This window comes from Flavobacterium sp. ENC (genome assembly GCF_020991415.1).
In the GTDB taxonomy this organism is placed as follows: Bacteria; Bacteroidota; Bacteroidia; order Flavobacteriales; family Flavobacteriaceae; genus Flavobacterium.
Map to the genome: position 1 here is coordinate 397,475 of NZ_JAJMOY010000002.1, position 21,801 is coordinate 419,275.

A 21,801-nucleotide genomic window follows, 5' to 3' on the forward strand; every position below is an offset into this window, starting at 1 on the left:
GTGATTTAAAAAGTTATAGTATGCTGGTCTGCTGAAACTAAAAGCGCTGCGGGTCCGTAAGGCTGCAGCTTGGTTTTAGCGCTTTTTATAATAGTTTGTATGCCGGTTCCGGGATCAAGGGTATAGCTTGAAAAAGAAATACTTTCGACAGCCTCAACGCCTTCAATTGTCCTGATGAATGTATTTACCCCGGCGTCGGTAAGTGCCTGGTTTATTTCTATTTGGGACGGAAAAGCTGTGATCCAGGGGGACAAATACTGTTTGAGCGCGAGGTTTACCGTATTTTGAATCAGCGTTTCCTGATAGCCGCTTTTCACTGTTATTTTTGCTGTAATGGTCACGTATTCCGGATTGAAATTGGAAACATTTACAGCAGCGAAAGGCGAGGTATTGTCATTTAGAAATTTTTGTATGTCGCTTTCAAGGCAGTTCGTTACCAGCGGAAGATAGGCACTCGTGTCGCTTTCATCGGTTATTTTACGGACGACGTAAACAGTAGTGCTGTTGTCTGATTTTTTCTGCACTACTTTTGAATAATAAATGATATCGAATTCTTCAGCGATCAATGTATAATAATCAGCAGGCGTAACGGCTCTTTTTTTGGTTTTGATACTGTTGCTGATTCTTTGGTTTTTAGTGGTTTTATTTTCTGCTGCTTTTCCCCCGAAAGAAGCAAACGGCTGTACCAGTGTCGCGATCTGCGGAATAGCAGTTTGCGGTTTGGTGATCGTGTTGCTGCTGATCTGCGGTGTTTGGGTATCAGCCAGAAATGTCGTTCCGGTGCGCTCTGCCATAAATCCGTTGGTTTGCAGAAAAGTGGTATTGGAATAGGTATTCACTTTACCGCTCACCACAATGGAAAGCCAGTTGTTGGTGCCAGGCATAAAAGTGCCATTATTAGCACAGTCTTCCGGAATGGGAAGTACTATAATTCCCGAACATTTAAACTGATTGGTCTGATCAGATAAGGCTTTTATTTCTTTCCAGCCGGAATTGTTCAGATAGAAATAAGACACCGTGTCTCCGGGACTAATCGTTGTTGCATTTCGGGCAAGCTCAAAATATAAATTTAAAGTGCTGTTGCATATTAAATGTTCCAGCTCCACGAATAATGCTCCCGAGTAACCAAATGACGGATAAAGCGGAAAACCGGCTGTCAGGTCGGTTTGCGGAGCACCTGCAATAGCGGTATTGGCTACTGTAGCGGTAGTATCGGTACTGTCAAACAACTGGTAATTATTAAAAGGAGTATAGATAAAATACTGTAGCGGATAATCTCCGGCAGTACCATCCAGCTGATAGCGTATACTTGCCTTGTAATTTGCCGACAAAGTTTTGATTTTCGGGGCAAAGGGCAGGTTGGCCGGTACGATAAAATTGGAAACCGGGTCGCCTTTTGCCTTATTGAAAAGATTCCCGTTCTGCAAAGCAATATTCGCTACGACATTTGGATATATTTCGGAGCCAAAACCATATTCATTTCCGGATAAAACCATTTTTATACATCCGGAAGAACTGGTATCCGTGTATTTGAAAGGCTGGTTTTGAATGTACGGATCCGGTTGTAGTGTACTGGTCGGTTCTTCTTTCGAATGTGAATTGATACTATATTCGAAATAACTGCTGCAGGTACTGTTGAAAGGCACATTCGGATCTCCCGCTGCAGAATCAAATAAATAAAGCGCAGTAAAAATCTGCTCAGCGGGAATAAAAACAGGCTCATCTTCAGATACAACAGGAGTTACAACGGGAGGCACGACAGGTTTGGTGGTTTTGGTCATGGTCAGGTTATTCCATGTTTTTTCCTGCAGAATACTAAAAGCAGCCGTAAAACAGGGATTATTAAAAGGCCCCGCAAGAATCACGGGAGGTGTTTCCTTTGTTCTGTGCAGGAATCTGGCCAGACTGGTGTTCGCTTTGAGCACCGGGCCTGAGGCATCCGGGTAAGCGATATAATTATTGTAAGCAGCATAATACGTCCTGAAATCAGACGGAATCTTATCCCAGTCTATACTGACCACAAATTCAGTAAGCGGCTTGCTGAATATTTCATTGTTAGCGATTATAAAATTAGAATTGAATAACGGAATCGGACCAAAAGGAGGGAAGGGATTTTTGGTATTCAATTCCCCAAAATCGTTATACAATTGAAATGTTTTTACTTCTGTAATATCCAAAGCTATTGTAATAGCCTGTATTTTTGGAGGCGTGCCGGGTTTGGAAATGGTTTGGAATACCATTTTAAGCAAAGGCCAATTCGACTGTATTCCGTCCGGATTGATAAGAAAGGGCTCAATGGCCGGTTTAGAAGGGTCAAGGCTAATAGTGATGATAAGACTGTTGGCAGACACAGTACTTAACTGAAAGGCAGACGGTAATAAATGGACTTCCAGCCAGCTCATTTGGGTACTGAGGAAATAACGGCCGCCCTGAAATTCATTTATATTAATGGCCGAATCAAATTCGAGTGTCAGCGTGATATCCCTTTGGCCTTCGCGCAACAGCAACATCGGAGAAGCAAAAGCAATTCCGGTATAGAGCGGGGCGGCCGGAGGAGTTGTATCTCCAAAAGCAGACCAGCTGATTGTTTTACCGGTTTCGTCCTTTTGAATCACGGACGGTTTGGCAATAGTCTGTAAGTTATAGGACAAAGTATTCGGCGCTTCCTGGTACGAAAGGGTCTGCACGCTTTTGATCACGGCCGGATTTAGCGTGACGTCTTTTTGGGAAGCAAATAAAATGGGATTCTTGTCCGCATCAACGCCGCCGTTAAATAAAGTACCTTCCGGCAACTCAAATACCGAATTGTTTTTGGCCAGTGTGGCGTATAAAAAGACACGGTCTGCAGCGGCAGGTAATTTGGTCTGTTTTAAAATGTCTTTATAATAAAAATCAAGGTGTTTCTGAGAAATTCCGTTGAGCTGGTCCTGCTGTACTTTCAGTACATTTACAAAAGAACGCAGCAGTGTCGTATCCGGAAATTTACTTTTCTGAAGGCTTAATTTTTTAAATTCATTGGAAGAGTGGTGAATGATAGTTTCTAAAAAACCAAACAGGCGATCCCCAATTCTCGTCAGGATACCGAGACAAAAGGAAGTGATGGTACCGAGTGCATTCAGGATCGTTTGTTCGGTGTCGTATCCGAAAATTTCCCAGAAAGGACTTTTGTCCTTATTGATCGTCCAGAGCGAAACCTGAAACGATGCAAAGTCGTTATACGGGGCACCGGCAATAAAAATTCCTTTAGACGGAGCCGTATACAAATATTGCCTGAAAGCCTGAACTGCCCAGAAATCAATACTTAGTTTCGTCTGAACTTCGTTGAGTATATAATTTTTAAGGTCGTACTTTTCGTTGCCGATCTGCATATAATGCGTCCAGCGTTCGATGATTTTATAAATTGTTGTAATATGGTCAAATAGTTTGTTCAAGGCATTGGAATTCGAAATTCCCTGGCTTTCTGTGCTTATTAAAGTCTGAATTTCGGTACAGCTGTTTTTATAAGTACTATGCAGCCCTTTGAAATTGGTGCCGGAGATAGCAGCCATGAGGAAAACAGGATCTTTCAGTAAAAACGGATTCCAGTTTCCTTCGATGGTATTGGTATTATTATAAAAATTAATCAGCTTGCTGAATTCGGTAAGAAAGTACAACCAGTCCTGCTCGGTCCTTCCGTCCAGTAAATACAGATTTGGAACGAGTGCTTCGTTGCGTGAATTCAGGGCGCTATTTTGATCGGTTACAATCATTATTATTTTCGGGATAAATTGGTTCCTTCCTTCAGGTGAAAAGGAAATACATAATTATGTCTGGTATTGGTCTGCGAATAGATGTAAATGATCAGTATTTCGATTACCCCATTCGTCAGGTCCGTGGCGGCAACCCGTACTTCCTGTACCAGTATTCTGGGTTCATAGCGTAATAAGGAAAACTTGATAGTTTCTATAATTTCGCCTTTTAAATTCGGATCAATTTTTCTAAACATAAATTGCTGTAAACCGGAACCAAAATTGGCTTCCAGCGTACGCTCTCCCTTGCGGGTATTGAGGATAATATTGATCGACTCGTTGATATTCGTTTCATTGGAAGAGGTATTCAGCTGATAATTACCCACAGAAAAAGACACGGGAAAAGCCCATCCCGAACCTAAAAAGGTGTTTTCTCTTTTATCTTCCGTATTATCCACCGATCATTACATTAAAAGCTCCAAGGACAATTGATCCCCCATGAGCAGTCTGATCTCCCATTCTTGCGGCAGGCAATCCGCCTATCATTACAGTTGCCGATCCTTTTATGATCGAATCCGGCGGCCCGACACAAACCAGCATGTCACCGACCCTCGCTGCCGGTAATCCACCGATAAGGACCGTTGGTTCTCCTACGCCAATTATTGGCCCGCCAACGTGGGGAACCGGTGGCACGGCAGGAGTAACCATCGGACATTCATGAAAATCTGTTAATCGTGCTGCTGGTGGCATGGGTTTATTGTTTATTGTTTATTGTTTATTGTTTGTTGTTTGATCGTTTGTCTTTACTCTTTACTCTTTATTCTATACTCTTTTTCTCACGCAAAGTCGCAAAGTCGCAAAGTCGCCAAGCTAAAAACCTCTGCCCCTCTGAACCTCTGCCCCTTTGTACCTAAAAACCTCAGAACCTTAGCGCCTCAGAACCTCAGAACCTTCCTCTTAATTAATCATCACCATCGCGCCTTTCAGCGTTAACTCCATTCCTCCTGAAACCTGCGCCATTTGTCCGCCCTGAGCGGAATATTGCATGTCGGCATTGTCTTTAATATTCAGCCCTTTTGTGGCTACATCGCCGCCACTGGATTCGATAGTAATGCCCTGCATGCCTTTGATGCTGACATTTTGCTGTGCCGAAATGCTAATGTCTTTTTGACTGGACAAATCAATCCCGCTTTCCGACATGACCAGCGTGTTTTGGTTCTGATCGCTGACGGTGATTTTTTTATCCTTATCGCTGATGATGATCGTATTTTTATTCGGCGTGGCAATAGTCCAGACGATATTTTCGTCATCAAACTGGACTGAAATCCCGGATTTGGACACAATGGCTTTGACTGAATTTTTTTCGTTGGGTTCCAGGCCCGTAAACGGTTTTATTTTCGTACCGCTGTATAAACTGCCCAGAATGACAGGATAGCGCGGATCTTCGTTTAAGAAACCAAGAATGACCTCGTCTCCGACTTCGGGCAAAAAGAAGGCTCCGGCACCACTGGTCGAATAAAAATTGGACAGTCTGGCCCAGATTCCCGCACCATTGGCATCAAACAAAGGCACATTCACCAGAATCCGGAATTGCGAATCGGGATCTTCATACATTTGTTTTACGGTTCCGTTGAACAAACCCCTTGCGCCCGGAATAAGTCCGGAAGCCGGCGGGGACATTACATCCGGTTTTTCGGTAAACCAAAGCGGCGAAATGCCCAGATAGACTTCAGAAATCCAGTTTCCCTGTGAAAGGTCGTGCACAACGCCCGCGATGAGGTAATCGCCGTTAAAACGATCCCCGACACCACTAAACGTCATGTATTTTCCGGGATCAATCAGGTTGGTTCCCTGAAATTTGGCTTCACCGGTTATTTTGGAATATTCACTTTTAATGATTTGCGCTTTCGACCAGGCAGTTAAATCTGCCGTTTCCAGTGGTCCTGAGGTCTGCAGCTGAAAAGCGGAAAGTCCGATTACCTCAGATAATTTTTGAGAACTTAAATTTCCGGATCCGCTTACATTTGGCGTGGCCTCACTATTGATGACCACCTGATTTTTATAATCCCAGGTATTGGCCGTTACATTTCCTAACTGATTCACAGCGTTTAGTTTGGCATTAAATTCAAGTAAATTGTCACCATACGTTACCGTAAGGACAGAACTGGTATCACTATCGGGAGCAGTTACGGAAACTTTACCGTTGATGGTGGTTACAATTAACCCGTTGGTTTCGGCGAGGGCAAGAATATAGTCCCAGTCCGTTACATAATATTGTACCTGTTCCGGCCAGGTGGTTGTGGTGGCCGTAACATTGGCAGTTAATCCGGAATAGGTTCCTATGATGGACGAAATGATATCGCTGTCTTTTTGATTCGAATACGTCAGGCTTTTTCGGCCCACAATCATTTTGACTGCCGCATCACGACATTCGATTTCCAAAGCCGATCCTACGAGGCTGTCAATACGAATAGACTGGCTCATGATGACGCCGCTAAAAATAACGGTATTAACCGCATCGTAACCCGCCAGGATACTAATCGCTGCCCCGGGAACAAAAGTGGCAGAAGAACTCGCCTCAAATTCTCCCGTACTGGCTTCTCCGTCTAAAATCACAATTTTGGCAAAGGCAATGCTGTTGACGCTTTTTTCGATATGAACAGAAAGTACGCTCAGCTCATCAGGTATGGTGCTGCCACCCACCTGAATGGAGAAGGTTGCGATTCCGCCGGCTTTTATTTCGCTTGAAGTACTCATGAGTTGGAAGGAATTACGGGAGGAAATATTAATTTATCTATACCGCTCAGGTTTCGGAACTTATTCAGTTTGTTGTATTGTGCTACTTGTACGTAAAGCGAATCATCATTCCAGGTTTGCAGGCACAATTGGGGCAGTGACATTCCATCAGACACCGTAACGATATGCGTTAAGTCCGGAGACTCGGGCGAATCGATCATGGTGACTGTTTTGGGAGAAATGTACTGGCTGAAGGACAACGATATTTTGGCCCTCAGCGGACTTCCATCAGGTTTAAAGAGCGTATACGAAATGTCGATGGAATCCAGGACGCCATTAAAAGTAATATTCTGTCCCCACTGTACTTTTACAAAATTGGGACGGTGAATTTTACCGTTGTAGGTGTAAATAATGGTTTCTAAAGCGGTTATTTCCTTCGCCATATCCACGCGTTTGGCATCCACAACACCCGTACAGTCTATGACAATTTCAAAACTTAATTTATCACTTGGGGTACTTTTGTACTTTTGCGAAGCCGAGCTGGTAGCCGGCGCCTGTTGTTCATTGTACTCAATGCTTTTTTGTACCTTGATTGATTCCGGGTTGATCATAAAGGCATACGGATTTCCGGCGAATTTGTTTTGAAATTCCTCGTCCGTGTATCCCGTGATTTTCATTAATTCTAAACCTGCCATTGCTGTATTCTTTAACGTTTATAACTGTTGACCTGATTTTTCTCCGCGATTAGCCTTTTGCATTCCTCGAGTAATTGTTTCCTTAAAAGGGACAATTCTTTCTCTTTGGACACGGAAGAGTGCTTCGCATTGGTACTGACGATCTCTGTTTTGATAATGAGTTCTCTTATTTCGATTGGCATATGTACTAGGTAAAAAGATTATCAAAAGTTGTTTTGGATGAAATATTGAAATAGGTATAGGCCAGTTCAATAGATTCTATGGCAATGCCGCTTTCCTGGGAGTTTAAGTCAGAAACGGAATACTTAACCGGATAGGCATTATTGAACGTCCATTGCATACAGACAATACCGCTTGCATTGAGCAGGCTGAGTATCACATTGTGCGGCTGGATCGGATTCGATAATCCCTGATCAATACAGTTGGCGCACCAGTTTACCAATTGGGATCCGACGGGAACAATGGCTCTCTTAAGGACTAAGTTCTGACTGTTGGAAACCGTTGGGAGGCGGTATTTAAACCTGTTTTCGCCTCCGCAGACAATTTCTTCCATGCTTAACTCTTTGGAAATACCGGATACTTCCTTGAAAGCCGCATCTACACCTGAAAAAGAAAGGGTAAAATAAAAGCTAACCGGATAATCACTATTTGCCACCGTTTTTAATAATCAGTTGTTCGTGTGCAATTTCTATAGTGTCTACGGCCACTTCGTTTCCGTCAGATTTCAGATCTGTACTGGTAATTTTGGTAGGCCAGGCATTGTTCAGTGTCCATTGCATGGTGACATTGCCTTTTTCGTCCAGTAATTTGATCAGCACTGTTCTTCTTTTAATGGTGTTCATCACGACCTGCTGATGCCAGTCCCAAAACGTATTATCGTTTACGAAAATGCCGCGTTTCATGGTAATATTGCCGTATTTGGTAATTCCGGGCATTTTTTCGACAGAAAAAAGCGGACTGTTACTTTTACGGTATTCTATAATCTGATTTTCGACATCCATTCCTGTAACTTCCTGAAAAGCTACTTTAGTCAGTTCGGTTCCAAGATCTACTTCAAACCTAAACTTCGGCATCGGCCACGTTGCGCCTTGTACGCTTCCATCATCTGTTGGCATAATATTTTATTTTTAAATTAAAAATTTACTTAAATTGAGTGGGTTGCGGCTTAACTGGACGCTACCATTTGTTGTTGAAAGGTCAGCACGATGAATTCCGCAGGATGTACGACTGCTACTTTTACGGTAACATTCATAAAACCGTTCAGGATATCATCTCCGGTCATGGTCGAACCCAGTCCGCAGGCTACGGAAAAAGCATCAGAGGCACTCGCGCCCTGCAAACCGCCCTGTTTCCAGATGGAAGTTAAAAAGCTTGAAATCATAGCAATTACCGCTTCCCAGGTATTTTTGTCATTCGGTTGGAAAACATACGCCTGAGCCGCCAGTTTACAGGATTGCTCCAGGAAGATCATTGTTCTTCGTACCGGAATATATTTCCAGTCCTGACTGTTTCCGTCCAGTGTTCTGGCACCCCAGATCAGAATACCAAGTCCGTTGAACAATCGGATCGCATTGATCGATTTACCCGAAACAGCATCCACGTTTAAATTGGCCTGCTGGCTTTCCGAAATAGAAATCGGCAATGATGCGGCTCCCACTATCGAAGTATTGGCAGGTGCCTGCCATGGGCCAACGGCATTATCTGTGGTGGTAATCACCCCGGCCATAGCCCCACTTGGAGGAAGGATATTCGCATCACTTAATACATGTTTGATAATTAAGGAATACGTCTGACTTGCAATTAAAAGGGCATTGTTGTTCTGTGTAACTGTTAAAGTACTGTCAGGATTCTGAATACCGGCAATGATGGTTGCCACACTTGCATTTGGCGCACTTGGCGGATTGATAATCGGTTCTAATTGTTTAAGGTCTCCGCCAAACAAATTCGTATAATCAATATCCGAATTTTGCATGATGGTGGTCCCGATAAAAGGGTAGTAGGCCATTCCGTAATTTAGTCCCACAGAACCGGTGTTCATTCTGAAGTTGGCAATATCCTGCGTGTATAAAATCGGGTCCGGATCATCTCCTCCAATAATGTCAAACAAACACATGGCAGTCTGCATCGTAGTACATTGCAAAAGCATGGATTCCATAAGCGTACCATTGTCTGCTACGCTTAACAATGTTGCCTCAGGGCAGATGTACATGGTAGGTTCCGGCTCATTTTTTAAAAGGGCAAGACCCGTAGTAAGATCGTTTAATTGTACGTTTGGATTGATCAGCGGAGTACCCGGAGTCATTGGTTTTTTGGCCTGGGTTCCGTAGGATCCAACGGATACAATGTAAGCGTCGCCGCCGCCGTTTTCATAGAAAAGACGCACACTGTTGTACAGGTAATACACCGTAGAAGGATCCGGAACTATGGAGTAGAACGATCCTGAGATCAACATATAATCGCCCTTTAGCGGCTGACTTTTTTGCTGTACCAAGTAATATTCAGGACTGTATTGTTTGGCAGGACTCGCAGGAAGCGGTGGATCCGGAAAACAAAAAAAGGCTTGAAAATCAGCAAACGATGTAATTCTTACCGGAACATTCGTATACGATTTCCCTTCGTAAGAAGCTTGTGGTGTGTATCCAATAAATGCCGGTACTGCCGTAGCTACTGCCACAACGGAATTCGGAAAAGCATTTAATTCTTGAATATAAACACCAGGAGTCTGGATGGTAGATAAATTCATTGATTTTAGTTTTTAAGGTTCATTTTTAAATAGTTTTTTATAAATAGATATACATGGGTGATGTAACTTGAATAGTTCCTGCGTTTTCGATGATTCCAATCCGCGAAACATCGGGAACGGGCAGCCCTTTGAGGAGCACTTTGTCCTTTGTATTTTTCGGACCGGATTCGTTTGATCCGTTTGTACTGATGAGATCAAATTTATATTTTGGTTTTTCGCTGAGCACAATAGGAGTGGCTCCGGAGGTAAAAAGGAGGGCTTTTTCTCCCGTCTGCAATACGACCTGTTGCGGATCGTCAAACTGCATTTTTCCCTTTTCGTTAATAACAGGATTTTGAAGCGAAACTGAATTTTTATTAATGACATAATACTGCCACTGCGTTGCCCGGGCTGTAAACTTCATTTCGAAATGCAACGGACTCGTATCGGCTGTTTTTTTAAGATCTTCAAAGGAGATTTTTAGCTGACCAAAAAACGAATTTGATTTTTCCTGCTGCAACGTTTCATGCAGTATCACAGTACCATTATTGTCCTGATTTTCCGGATCCTGGCTGGTATAGGTAATTTGTCCCGGAAAATTGATGGGTATTGCCGTAAAAAGCATAAAAAAGGGATTGTCGGACTGGATATTGAATACGAAATAGTCCAGCGATGTAGTTTTCGATATATAATCTAAGGTATCGGTGACCGATGAACCGGATTTCAGAAAGAGTTCAAATCCATTGGAAAGCTGATTCATTCGAAGGCCAAACTTCCCGAATATTTTTTCGGTATCCGGGTCCGGAATAAAATGCAGGCTGTTGCATTTGCCGGTATCAAAAAAAGTATGGAATACCATCACATCAAAGGCTTTTATGTAAACGCTCTGACTCATGATAGGATCGTATTATTGGTATTGGTAACCGCCGGTATGATTTCGGTCATTTCATTGGCCTGAACTTTAATCAGTTTCATCTTGTAAATGATGGAGGGCTGGTACTTGGCCCCCATGGCCGTCCATAAGCTGTGCATCTGGTGGTAGGAGATTTTTTCGTATTCGAATTCGAGTCTGGTGATTCCGTCGGGAATACTCGAAGAGGAGGAAGCATCCAGATAATTGTTGATCTGGAAAAAATAGATAATAGCGTCCAGGAATTTTAAGGATTCTGTATAATCGTCAAAATTGCTGCTGATCAGGATATCCAGATTGTATTTTTCGACGGGATTAAAACTCGAATAATTGCCGTTTTCGAGTCTTTTGTTTTTGATATAAAAGGGCTGATTGGTTTCTTTTTCTACATTAATCAGCGATAAAACGACTTTGTTCTGGTTGGCTTTCGGAAAGGCACCACTGGTATCAATAAGATAGTTCAGGACGATTTTTTCTTCGTCGAGTCCAAAACGGTTTTTTAAAAACTGTCCCAGCAGTTTATTCGTAAATAGAAGTGACTGATGTATCATGGTGCTGTAATTCTAAATTTTGGCTGAACGGACCAAACAAACTGGTAGTCAGATTATACTGGTAAAAGTACTTTAGAAAGGAATACGGATGCGATTTTAAGAATGTACTTTTCGTATACATCCTGTAAAAATGTAACGCTTTTGTAGACAAAATGTAGACAGGGGCTTTTTTTGCGTGAAAAAGAAAAATTTTATACGTATGTGAGTAATAGAATAAGACTCAACGGAAAACATAGAAGAATACGTACTGCTTATTTTTTAACCGCAATGAGCGCAAAGATTTTTATTTAACAATACATTATTACGCAAAGTTCGCAAAGCTAAATCAATACAATCCTGATAGCTATCTGTATTGCGAAGTTTGCGGTTTCTAAAGCTATATTTGATAAAAATCCTTGCGTTCTTCTATGTTTATGTAAAGTTAATTTATAAGTTGTACTGTTTTAATCACGCAAAGTCGCGAAGCCGCAAAGTTTTTTAAGCTTATGTTTTTATGGTAGGATTAACGTCCCTAAGATGCAGAAGCAAGTCATTTATAATATAAACTTTGCGCCCTTGCGCCTTTGCGGGATTATTTCAACACATTAAAAAAAAACTTTGCGTTCTCCTATGTTTATGTAACGTTAATTTATAAGTTGTACTGTTTTAATCACGCAAAGTCGCAAGGTCGCAAAGTTTTTAAGCTTTATATTCTTATGGTAGGATTAACGTCCCTAAGATGCAGAAGCAAGTCATTAATAATATAAACTTTGCGACCTTGCGCCTTTGCGTGATTATTTCAGCACAGTAAAAAAAACTTGCGTTCCCTGCGGTAAAATTTTTTTTTCTCTCCTCATATTTTGGAATTGCTTCCACAATGCCTCTGTTTTGAAGACTAAATAAAGCTGCTGTAAACAAAAAATTCGATTACAAATAGTAACCGAATTTTCAGTAGTATAAAGTTAAGGTGGTAAATACTTTACGAAACCGTTCTTAAGTATGAAATAATATCCTGTTCTTTTTCAAGAGTCAATTTTTTCTTTAGGCGGTATTTGTGCGTCCGTACACTATCCTGATTGATTCCGAGCAGGTTAGTGATGTCATGGTTGCTCATATTCATTTTGATATAACAGCAATATTTTAAGTCCTTCGAACTTAGGGAAGGATGTTTTTTGGCCAGGGTCAGTAAAAAATCCGGATTGGACTGTTCAAAGTAAATCTTAAAATCATCCCAGAGTTTTGTGTCATCCGCCACCGTTTTGATGGAGTTTACAATCGACATCAATTCCTTGCGGATCGCATCATTTACATTGGGATAGAGATACGAAATACGGGTTTTTACCTTTTGCAGGATTTCCACTTTCTGGTCCAGTTCCATTACATAATGGCTGAGTTCCCTGGTCGTGCTGTCGTTGTTTTTTTGTCTGGCTTCCTCTGCAAACGAACCTGATATGCCGGTATTACTTTCTGCTTTTTTTAATTGAAAAATAGACTTGATTCTGTAGATCAGAAAGTCGGCATTGTGGATGTGTTTGTAAGGATGGGTAAAAATGATGCAGTTTTTAGACCAGCAGGTCGACTCACATTCATAGTTCTGCGTCAGGCATAAAATGGGAGTATCAATTCTATTTAAGTTGAAATGGCTGTCGTTTATAACGGGCTGGTTTCTTCTAAAACACAAAATAATCAAATCGGGATGCAAAGACTGGGTATTGCTGTACAGATCGGATGCCCTTGAAACCGCGGCGATAGAAAAAGTAAAATCAGCTATAGCCGACAGGATACTCAATACCTGAGTCAGAACTGTGGTATCGTCACATCCAATCAATATTGATTTTTTTTCAGGCATTACGGTGGTTGATTTTTTGGTTTTTGGTAGGGTAGGTTAAAAGTACTGCTTTAGTGTATTGATACCGAAAAAGATGTCATGGAAGAGGTTTTTATTGTCATGGGATTTTTTTTAATTGTATTGAAAGGGGTTTATTGTATTTTGAAAATAAAGTCCTTTATATTTACGGGATATTGAATCTATTTATTACTTTGGGTTTTTATTTTGCGCGTAAAATAATAGTAATGTTTTAGTTATGGAACAGATAGAAAACAATATAAAAAGACATCGTTAATGGAAAATAAAGAAACAGGAAAAAAAAGTAAAAATTGGCTTAAAATAATTGTTGAAATTTTATTTTCTTTAATACTACCGTAGAGGTAATGGTCGATTCAATCTTTAACTGGCATGTACTATTGTAAGGTGTCTACTTCATAAAACAAAAGTTTTATTCTTAATTATGCCACTTTGACATTGCTTTTTTGTTACGTCATTTCTCCGTCACGTTACCGTCACTCCTCCGTCACCGCTCCGTCACTCCTATACGTGAACTTTAAGGTCGGTTTTTGTGGTATTTTGGCCTTTTTCGGTCACATTGTCAGAAATATTGGTGGTTTAAACCTGATAATCACTTTTCTCAATCCCTATTTTCTATACTAATGGTATATCCGGGGACTTAGCCATTGGCCGTTATTTTTGCAATAGGCTTTTCTTTCTTCCATTTTGTTCCTCAAAATGAAGTAGGAATCGTATGTTTTTTGGTTTCTTAAAAGAACATTTGAATTAAATCAATACCTCTTTTTGGTTGTTTCAGACTGATTTTTTGACGAATATCAATTAAAACGCACCACTTATCAATCGGATTCGGTCTAATTCATTTTATTAAATATGTTTGTAACCCGAATTTCAGAAAATGATTTTCCGGTCACTAAATAAGAGGATTTTACCATTTGCTTTTTTTAATGTGCTTTCCAAAAAAATGCAGGAAAACTACTATTGAGGGCTATTAGAGGAGTGTGCTGTTTTTCAGCCTGTTATAATATAGCAAAAGATTTTTAAACCCATAAATACAGAAAATGTGGAATGCCGTAAAAATATAAACTTTGAGTTAATTAGATTCGCACTCGCAATTCAGTTCTCCGGTTATTTTATAACAGATGGCTGAGGGCAATGCGGTGTTATTCTTAAGTTTAAAAACAATAGAAATGGCATCGGCAATAGCAGTAGAATGCAACATCTAAAATAAAAAAACGCTGTGTAAGCAGCATCGTTTGAAATAAAAAACCAATTCATTAAATATTTATCATAATGTACAAATTCCTTTTAAAGCATTCCGTAAAAACATTGTTTTTACTGTTTTGCCTGTTTACATCAGCCGCAATGCTGGCACAGACCGATACTGGTAAATTCTTACCCAACATCACCCCGCCATCGCCCGTAGCAGGGGAACTTGGTAAGTTTGGTAACGTCCCTGTCGGGTTGTTTACCGGAACAGCGAATATTTCAGTTCCGTTGCTTAGTTTTAAGACAAAGGACCTGGAGTCGCCACTATCACTTTCTTATGGTTCTAATGGCTTAAAGGTCGATGAAGTAGCTTCAAATGTAGGGCTGGGCTGGAACCTGAATGTGGGAGGTGTTATAACGCGTACCGTAAGGGATCAGCTGGACGAGCCAATTACAGCGGTTTACCCGCCCGATGACCTGCCCAATGCGACCAATGAGCAACGCCAGCAATTTTATAATGCTGCCGGACAAGGCAATGCCGATACCGAAAGCGATATTTATTCTTTTAATTTCAATGGCAACTCCGGTAAGTTTGTCTATGATAAAAATGGCGTTCCTGTTTTGATCAACAACCAGAAAATAAAAATAGAAAAAACCGGAACCGGCAATGCCGATTTTTTACTGACCACCACCAACGGGGTTAAATATTATTTTACAGAAAAAGAAAACACGGCTTTCAGGAATATGGGTGCCGGACATTCCGTGATAAGCGGTAGTGTAACGGCCTGGTATTTAACTAAGATCGTGCATCCCAATAAATCAGAAATTTATTTTACCTATGAGGACACTGGAATGGATTATACCGCTTCGAATTCCCAGACCTTTACCATGGCCTATCCGCAAATGCAGGAAGATTGTGATGGAGCTATCTATTCCAGTGCTCCGGTATTAAGTGGTATTGTTGCTTACAATATGACCGTTATCGGGAAAAGAATAACGAAAATCTACAGTAATAATGCCACTGACGGTTATATAACGATTGCCTACAGTACTGTCGGGATTAATGAAGAAGTAGATGGAAACAGTAAAATAGAATTCATTAGTCAATATAACGCTGAAAATCTTTTAATCGAAAAAATAAGTTTCAATTATTTAAAAACAACCAACACGCGCGTCTTTTTGCAAAATGTTACATTTTTGGACCCGACCAAAAAATATACTTTTGAGTATATCAGTCCGTCCGCTTTTCCCCAAAGGCTCTCCAAGAGTCAGGATCACTGGGGGTATTACAATGGAAAGGTGAATACCAATTTAGTCCCTAAAAACGTAACTGAATACGGCCTGAATGACCTGGATTACAATGGAGCCGATAGAGAGCCGGATATCAATTTTGCGAAAACAGGACTGTTAAGTAAAGTGGTTTATCCGACCAAAGGCTATACCGAACTCGAGTATGAAAGCAATACCTATTGGGGTGTCAAAACAACGTATCCGGCGAAGAAAATAGACCGATACGAAAGGCCGAAAGAAGACAATAGTGATTTGCCGGAGATCTACACCCTGACTTCTGCTATCGATCAAAAAATTGTATTTACGGGTTATGTTACTTATGTATCCGAGCAAGAACCTAGATATGATGTTAATGGTAATCTTATACCAGATCCTCTTGATACCGGTCATGACATCGCGTCTGTGCAGGTAACCTGCGTAGATACAGCACCAAATCCATGTCCGAGATTTTACATTGATAGCCGTTTTGGCCCTGTTTACTATAGCACTTTTAACTTTATAAGAAGACAAACCAATATTTTTTATTTGGATGCAAAAGCTGGCAAAACCTATAAAATCTACTTATATAAAGGGGGAATTAACACAAAGGCAACTTTGTCTGTAACCTATTATCCTACTGCCCCCGTAGTCACCAATACCAATCTGGAAACCGGCGGTGTCCGCATTAAGACCACCAAAGATTTTGCAGATGCTTCGGCAAGGGCCAGCTACAAGCGCTATTATTACGGCCCTAAAGACGATATCAACCACTCTTCGGGAGATAAAGGGAATAATGCCTTTTATACCGATATTTTCAAGCAAAGAAGAATGTGTCCGGCAGGTGAGTATGGGCTGGGATTATGTCGATTTGTTGACATTACTTTTCTAACGATCAGTTCCAGCAGTATCATTTCTTTGTTTGATACGGGCAGCAGCAACTGTTTTTATAAATATGTAACGGTAAGCGAAGGCGGGGATAATTTTGAGAACGGTGGCGAAAGCAAAGAATTTATAGTGCACCGGGATGATATTGGAAATCCAATTTTGGGTAACGAGATTATTAAAAGCGCGCCACTGACCAATTTCGGATGGGACAATGGCCTGGAGATCAAATCTCAGGTATTGCAGAAAAAACAGGCCGGACTGCCCTTTGTAGTGGTACAGGAAAATGAAAACAAATATAAGTTAGACCCTGCTTACAGCAAAGAAATCAAATCGTATACTGTGAGGAAAAATTATGATGAGCTTTGCCCTCAGGCTAACTATATCGAGAATTTAAGCATAGTCGAATACAAAACAAAAGGCTACTGGTTTTATGTGGAGTCTTCCATAAATAGAAGTTATGATCTTAACGGATTAAATCCGGTAGAGACAACGACCACGTATCAGTATAATAATCCGACGCATATTCAGCTGACCTCACAAAGCACAAAGTCATCCCTGAAGGAAACGCTGGAAACCAAATATTACTACCCGCAGGATGCTGTTATGGCAAGCGAACCGCAGGTGTCGGAAATGATCAACACCAACCGAATAGATACGCCGCTGAAGACCGAAATGTTTAAAGCCGGTATCAAACAGTCCGAGCAGAAAACAGAATACGCCAAAGATGCGACCACCGGAAATCTGCTGCTGCAGAAATTTATTTATGCCGCCAAATTTCCCAACGCGCTTCCGGGTAATGCCTTAGAGAAAAAAATAACGTACGATAAGTATGATGATGTGGGGAATATCCTTCAGTACACGTTGGAAAGCGGTATGCCAGTAGCTATTATTTGGGGATACAATAAAACCAAACCCATTGCCAAGGTAGAGAATGCCACTTACGATCAGGCGCTGGCAGCTTATTCGCTAACTGATCCAACGTTCAGGACCAATCTTCCAGGCGCTATGATTACGACCTACAGCTACAAGCCGTTAGTCGGCATTACGACCATTACGGACCCGAAAGGATTTATTACCACGTACGATTACGACACCTACAACCGACTGAAAACCGTAAAGGACAATCTGGGCAACGTACTGTCAGAGAATCAATATCATTATAAAAATTAAGAAGACGGCAATGAAAACATATTTATATAGTATAGTACTGATCCTGATGGTGTCATTGGGACATGAACAAACCAAAGATGTTCCTGTAACTCCTGTGGAGACTTCTGTAGCAGCCCCTATGGCAGCCCCTCCCGGAGGCGGCGGTGGCGGCGAAACTTCCTACCGCTGGTACGAGGATTACGATGGTGATGGCTTTGGAAATCCAACCATAAGCCTGTTAAGCCCAACCAAGCCGAATGGTTATGTGAGCAACCAGAGCGATCTGGATGATAATAACGCCTACATTACCAATATTGCGCCCCAGACCTTTTACCAGGATGCCGATAATGATACCTTCGGGAATCCGAATGTTACCGGTTCCTATAGTGTAAAACCGCCGGGCTATGTGACCAACAACTCCGATTATAACGATACCACGGCCAATATCACCAACATTGCACCACAGTATTTCTATCAGGATAGTGACGGGGATACTTTCGGAAACCCGAATGCTAAAGTTTATTACAGTGTAAAACCAACAGGGTATGTGACCAACAGCAGTGATTATAATGATACCACCGCCAATATTACCAATATAGCACCCTCGACTTTTTACAGGGATGTTGACAATGATACGTTCGGAAATCCGGCCGTTACGGTCTTTTACAGCGTAAAACCGACAGGCTATGTGACCAACAATACCGACTGTAATGATAACGACGTTACCCTGAATCCCAATACAAAATGGTACGCCGACAACGATCTGGACGGCCTGGGCGATCCAGCTGTTTTTGTGTCCCAATGTACCACTCCGGCAGGCAACTATGTTAGAAATAACACCGATAATTGTCCACTGGTTAAAGGCACCAATTCGGACTGTTCCAATATACTGATGCCGTCGGATTATAATTATGTGGTGACCAAAAACTATAAAAAAGCCACCACTGCAGTTTTGGAATTTCCAGCTGTAGATCAGGTACAGACCAGTATCACGTATTTTGACGGACTAGGCAGACCCATACAGCAAATAGCCAACAAACAGTCGGCCAATGGAAAAGACATTGTAACGCACATCACTTATGATGCTTTTGGAAGACAGGTGCAGGAATACCTGCCGTATGAAGCCGCTTCGCTAAATATCTCATTTGTACCCAACGCACAGACCGGGGCAGTAACGTTCTACAATACGACCAAATACGAGAATACGGCCAATCCGTTTTCGCAAAAGGAACTCGAGTCTTCCCCATTGAACCGTGTCTTAAAACAGGCAGCTCCCGGAACGGCATGGGCCATGAATCAGGGGCATGAAATCAAACTCGATTACCAGACCAATACCGCTACGGAAGTTAAACTATACAAGGCGACAGCGACCTGGACGCCAGCTTTAGGGTTGTTTGACATCGCTTTTGCGGATGCCGGAAATTACGACGCCAGTGAACTTATAAAATCGGTTACCTATGACGAAAACACCGCAGCCACGCCAACAGAAACGGCCGGATCTACGGTAGAATTTAAAAACAAAGAAGGACAGGTCATTTTAAAAAGAACCTACGAAGCCGGAATCAAACACGATACCTATTACGTCTACGACCCTTACGGCAACCTGACCTATGTACTGCCTCCAAAAGCGGAAGGAACCATTACGGCAGCTATTCTGGATAACTTGTGTTACCAGTACAAATACGATTACCGTAACCGACTGGTAGAGAAAAAACTGCCGGGCAAACAATGGGAGTTTATCGTCTATGACAAACTCGACCGGCCTGTGGCGACAGGTCCTGCCAATTCCCCTTTTTCGGATCTCACCACTACCGGCTGGCTGATTACCAAATACGATGCTCTGGGCCGTCCTGTTTATACCGGATGGAACAATGTCAGCAGCACTTCTGCCACGAGAAAAACATTGCAGGATGCCCAAAATTTGGCTACGGTCTTGTTTGAAAGCAAACAAACTTCCGGGACGATTGATGGAATAGCCGTTAATTACAGCAACCTTATAGCCCCGACTACGTTTAAATTACTGACTGTCAATTACTACGATAATTATGTTTTTCCAAGTGCGCAGACAGTACCAGCCAGTATCGAAACTCAGACCGTTTTAACCAACGTTAAAACACTGCCCACGGGAAGCTGGACCAGAGTACCAACCTTGGCTGCGGCTGTTTTGGCAGAAGTAACTACTATTTTTTACGACACCAAAGCGCACCCTATACGATCCTATACTGCCAACCATCTGAAAGGCTATACCTATACGGAAAGTAAACTGGACACGTTCTCCGGGCAATTGCAATACAGTATTACAAGGCACAAAAGATCAGATTTGGCTGTTGATCTTGAACTCATGACCAAAGATGCTTTTACGTATTCACCCCAGGATCGTTTACTGACCCAGACCCATCAGATTAATGGAGGCACCATTGAGGTGATTGCCAGTAATACATACGATGAGCTTGGACAATTAACCTCGAAAAAGGTGGGAGGCAATACCCAGAACATCAATTATACCTATAACATCCGTGGCTGGCTGACGGGGATTAATGATGTTGCGGCTTTGAGCAAGGCAGGAGATCCGAAAGATTTGTTTGCTTTTAAAATCAATTACAACAATACACCTGCGATCACGGGCGGTAAAGCCTTATACAACGGAAATATTGCCGAGACTTTCTGGAGCAGTACTTCTGATGCGACACCGATAGTACGTGGATACGCGTATTTATACGACAATCTAAACCGTCTGAAGACAAGTGTTTATAAACGTGATGCTGTAATCACTAATGCCTACAGTGAGAACCTGACTTATGATAAAAACGGAAATATAAACAGCATCATCCGTAACGGAAACAGTGAGACCGCTACACAGATTGATGCTTTGGTATACACATATGCAGGTACCAATACCACCAACCAGCTTGTAAAAGTCGTGGACAATGCCCCGGCAGCTTCTAAAGTTTTTGGTTTTACGGACAGCCCTGCCAATGTGGTTGATGATTACAGTTATGATGCCAATGGGAATATGACCAAAGACAGCAACAAAAACATCACGGCTATTACGTACAATCATTTAAATTTACCCATTAAGATAACTTTTGCAACAACAGGGAATATTGTTTACATTTACAACGCTGCGGGGCAAAAAGTGCAGAAAATTGTAAATGAAATCGGGAAATCTTTGGTAACGACGGATTATCTGGGCGGTTATCAGTACGATAATGGTTTGCTAAAGTTTTTCCCCACAACAGAGGGCTATGTGGAACCTTCGGGAAGTTCTTATAAATATGTGTACCAGTACAAAGATCATCTGGGTAATGTACGTTTGAGTTATGATAAAACTCTTGTCATTAAGGAAGAGAGTAATTTTTATCCTTTTGGGTTAAAACAGGAAGGGTATAATACGCTTAAAATCGGTGTAGAGAATAAGTATAAGTTTAATGGAAAAGAGCTGCAAGACGAACTGGGGCTTAACATGTACGACTTTGGTGGGCGTATGTATATGCCAGATATTGTTAGAACAACCACTATTGACCCAATGGCTGAAAAGTTTTATAATCTATCACCACAATCATTCTTAAATAATAACCCGTTATCATTTATAGACCCAACAGGAATGGAATCAGAAGGTATTATTGACCCTCCCAAAAACAAGCAAACTGCTATGCAAAGAGCATACGATTCAAAAACAGGTAATACTGATGGTTTAAAGTTAATAGTAAATTTTTTAGGAGACATAAATACGTACGTAAGAGAAAAAATCGGATTAAGCGATAAAGATTTAACGACTACTGCTACTTCTAAAAAAGGAGGTAATGAAAATCAAAAAACAACGGGTAAAGCAGGTGATAAAATTAATGCTGACCCATTTCTTGATGGTGCGCCTGGTTCAGCTAGTAAAGGCAATAATCTTAGTAAAGGTAAAGACTTTATAAAAGCTGTAAAAGACGTAAATTCGTTGTTTAAAAAAGGTCAAAAAGTTGGAGAGAAAGTTAATGAAGTTGTTAAAGAAAATTCTGGTAAAAGCGAAAAACCGGCAGATATGATATACCTTGTTAAAGATGATAAAAATCCAAGTAATAATGTGCAAGTAAATAGAGCAGATTATGAGGCACAACAAAAAAAGAAGCAATAAAA

General features: G+C 41.4%; 14 protein-coding genes. 2 read left to right on the top strand and 12 right to left on the bottom strand.

What is annotated here, in order from left to right:
- Positions 1-5: 5 nt before the first annotated feature.
- The 12 genes from LPB89_RS06510 to LPB89_RS06565 all read right to left on the bottom strand — a co-directional run bounded on the left by LPB89_RS06510 (position 6) and on the right by LPB89_RS06565 (position 13,170).
- The gene (locus LPB89_RS06510) at positions 6-3,749 is read right to left on the bottom strand and encodes a baseplate J/gp47 family protein (RefSeq protein ID WP_230700959.1); all 3,744 of its coding nucleotides are present in this window, start codon (positions 3,747-3,749) and stop codon (positions 6-8) included.
- A 2-nt stretch (positions 3,750-3,751) separates the two neighbouring features.
- Complete coding sequence (locus LPB89_RS06515; protein WP_230700960.1) at positions 3,752-4,186, bottom strand: GPW/gp25 family protein; 435 nt, start codon at positions 4,184-4,186, stop codon at positions 3,752-3,754.
- Positions 4,179-4,478: a PAAR domain-containing protein gene (locus tag LPB89_RS06520; RefSeq protein ID WP_230700961.1), complete on the bottom strand. Its 300-nt coding sequence runs from the start codon at positions 4,476-4,478 to the stop codon at positions 4,179-4,181. The genes LPB89_RS06515 and LPB89_RS06520 overlap by 8 nt, the downstream gene beginning before the upstream one ends.
- A gap of 207 nt (positions 4,479-4,685) precedes the next feature.
- Positions 4,686-6,485, bottom strand: coding sequence for a type VI secretion system tip protein VgrG (gene vgrG, locus LPB89_RS06525; RefSeq protein ID WP_230700962.1), 1,800 nt, complete (start codon positions 6,483-6,485; stop codon positions 4,686-4,688).
- The gene (locus LPB89_RS06530; protein ID WP_230700963.1) at positions 6,482-7,159 is read right to left on the bottom strand and encodes a hypothetical protein; all 678 of its coding nucleotides are present in this window, start codon (positions 7,157-7,159) and stop codon (positions 6,482-6,484) included. The genes vgrG and LPB89_RS06530 overlap by 4 nt, the downstream gene beginning before the upstream one ends.
- 11 nt (positions 7,160-7,170) lie before the next feature.
- Entirely contained in the window at positions 7,171-7,341 is a 171-nt protein-coding gene (locus tag LPB89_RS06535) for a DUF5908 family protein (protein ID WP_161568460.1), read from the bottom strand.
- Between the two features lie 5 nt (positions 7,342-7,346).
- The gene (locus tag LPB89_RS06540) at positions 7,347-7,814 is read right to left on the bottom strand and encodes a phage tail protein (RefSeq protein ID WP_127340820.1); all 468 of its coding nucleotides are present in this window, start codon (positions 7,812-7,814) and stop codon (positions 7,347-7,349) included.
- On the bottom strand, positions 7,804-8,274 hold the full coding sequence (locus LPB89_RS06545) for a phage tail protein (RefSeq protein WP_127340819.1): 471 nt from the start codon (positions 8,272-8,274) through the stop codon (positions 7,804-7,806). Before LPB89_RS06545 ends, LPB89_RS06540 begins: the two co-directional genes overlap by 11 nt.
- A 50-nt stretch (positions 8,275-8,324) precedes the next feature.
- Positions 8,325-9,902 (bottom strand): phage tail sheath C-terminal domain-containing protein, encoded by a 1,578-nt coding sequence (locus LPB89_RS06550; protein ID WP_127340818.1) that lies wholly within the window; start codon positions 9,900-9,902, stop codon positions 8,325-8,327.
- 37 nt (positions 9,903-9,939) lie between these two features.
- The gene (locus tag LPB89_RS06555) at positions 9,940-10,776 is read right to left on the bottom strand and encodes a hypothetical protein (RefSeq protein ID WP_230700964.1); all 837 of its coding nucleotides are present in this window, start codon (positions 10,774-10,776) and stop codon (positions 9,940-9,942) included.
- Complete coding sequence (locus LPB89_RS06560; RefSeq protein ID WP_230700965.1) at positions 10,773-11,342, bottom strand: DUF4255 domain-containing protein; 570 nt, start codon at positions 11,340-11,342, stop codon at positions 10,773-10,775. The genes LPB89_RS06555 and LPB89_RS06560 overlap by 4 nt, the downstream gene beginning before the upstream one ends.
- A gap of 958 nt (positions 11,343-12,300) precedes the next feature.
- On the bottom strand, positions 12,301-13,170 hold the full coding sequence (locus tag LPB89_RS06565) for a hypothetical protein (protein WP_230700966.1): 870 nt from the start codon (positions 13,168-13,170) through the stop codon (positions 12,301-12,303).
- 1,287 nt (positions 13,171-14,457) lie between these two features.
- Here LPB89_RS06565 and LPB89_RS06570 point away from each other — a divergent pair.
- Together LPB89_RS06570 and LPB89_RS06575 are read left to right on the top strand one after the other, a co-directional pair.
- Positions 14,458-17,697 carry a hypothetical protein gene (locus LPB89_RS06570; RefSeq protein ID WP_230700967.1) on the top strand — a complete coding sequence of 1,080 codons (3,240 nt, stop codon included), beginning with the start codon at positions 14,458-14,460 and terminating at the stop codon, positions 17,695-17,697.
- A gap of 10 nt (positions 17,698-17,707) precedes the next feature.
- Positions 17,708-21,799: a DUF6443 domain-containing protein gene (locus tag LPB89_RS06575; RefSeq protein WP_230700968.1), complete on the top strand. Its 4,092-nt coding sequence runs from the start codon at positions 17,708-17,710 to the stop codon at positions 21,797-21,799.
- The last annotated feature ends 2 nt before the right edge of the window (positions 21,800-21,801 follow it).

What these genes read in the sequence shown, in the direction of transcription:
- LPB89_RS06530 (WP_230700963.1), bottom strand. Translation starts at nt 7,159, where the DNA reads ATGGCAGGTTTAGAATTAATGAAAATCACGGGATACACGGACGAGGAA.
- LPB89_RS06545 (WP_127340819.1), bottom strand. Translation starts at nt 8,274, where the DNA reads ATGCCAACAGATGATGGAAGCGTACAAGGCGCAACGTGGCCGATGCCG.
- LPB89_RS06565 (WP_230700966.1), bottom strand. Translation starts at nt 13,170, where the DNA reads ATGCCTGAAAAAAAATCAATATTGATTGGATGTGACGATACCACAGTT.
- vgrG (WP_230700962.1), bottom strand. Translation starts at nt 6,485, where the DNA reads ATGAGTACTTCAAGCGAAATAAAAGCCGGCGGAATCGCAACCTTCTCC.
- LPB89_RS06575 (WP_230700968.1), top strand. Translation starts at nt 17,708, where the DNA reads ATGAAAACATATTTATATAGTATAGTACTGATCCTGATGGTGTCATTG.
- LPB89_RS06560 (WP_230700965.1), bottom strand. Translation starts at nt 11,342, where the DNA reads ATGATACATCAGTCACTTCTATTTACGAATAAACTGCTGGGACAGTTT.
- LPB89_RS06520 (WP_230700961.1), bottom strand. Translation starts at nt 4,478, where the DNA reads ATGCCACCAGCAGCACGATTAACAGATTTTCATGAATGTCCGATGGTT.
- LPB89_RS06535 (WP_161568460.1), bottom strand. Translation starts at nt 7,341, where the DNA reads ATGCCAATCGAAATAAGAGAACTCATTATCAAAACAGAGATCGTCAGT.
- LPB89_RS06510 (WP_230700959.1), bottom strand. Translation starts at nt 3,749, where the DNA reads ATGATTGTAACCGATCAAAATAGCGCCCTGAATTCACGCAACGAAGCA.
- LPB89_RS06550 (WP_127340818.1), bottom strand. Translation starts at nt 9,902, where the DNA reads ATGAATTTATCTACCATCCAGACTCCTGGTGTTTATATTCAAGAATTA.
- LPB89_RS06570 (WP_230700967.1), top strand. Translation starts at nt 14,458, where the DNA reads ATGTACAAATTCCTTTTAAAGCATTCCGTAAAAACATTGTTTTTACTG.
- LPB89_RS06555 (WP_230700964.1), bottom strand. Translation starts at nt 10,776, where the DNA reads ATGAGTCAGAGCGTTTACATAAAAGCCTTTGATGTGATGGTATTCCAT.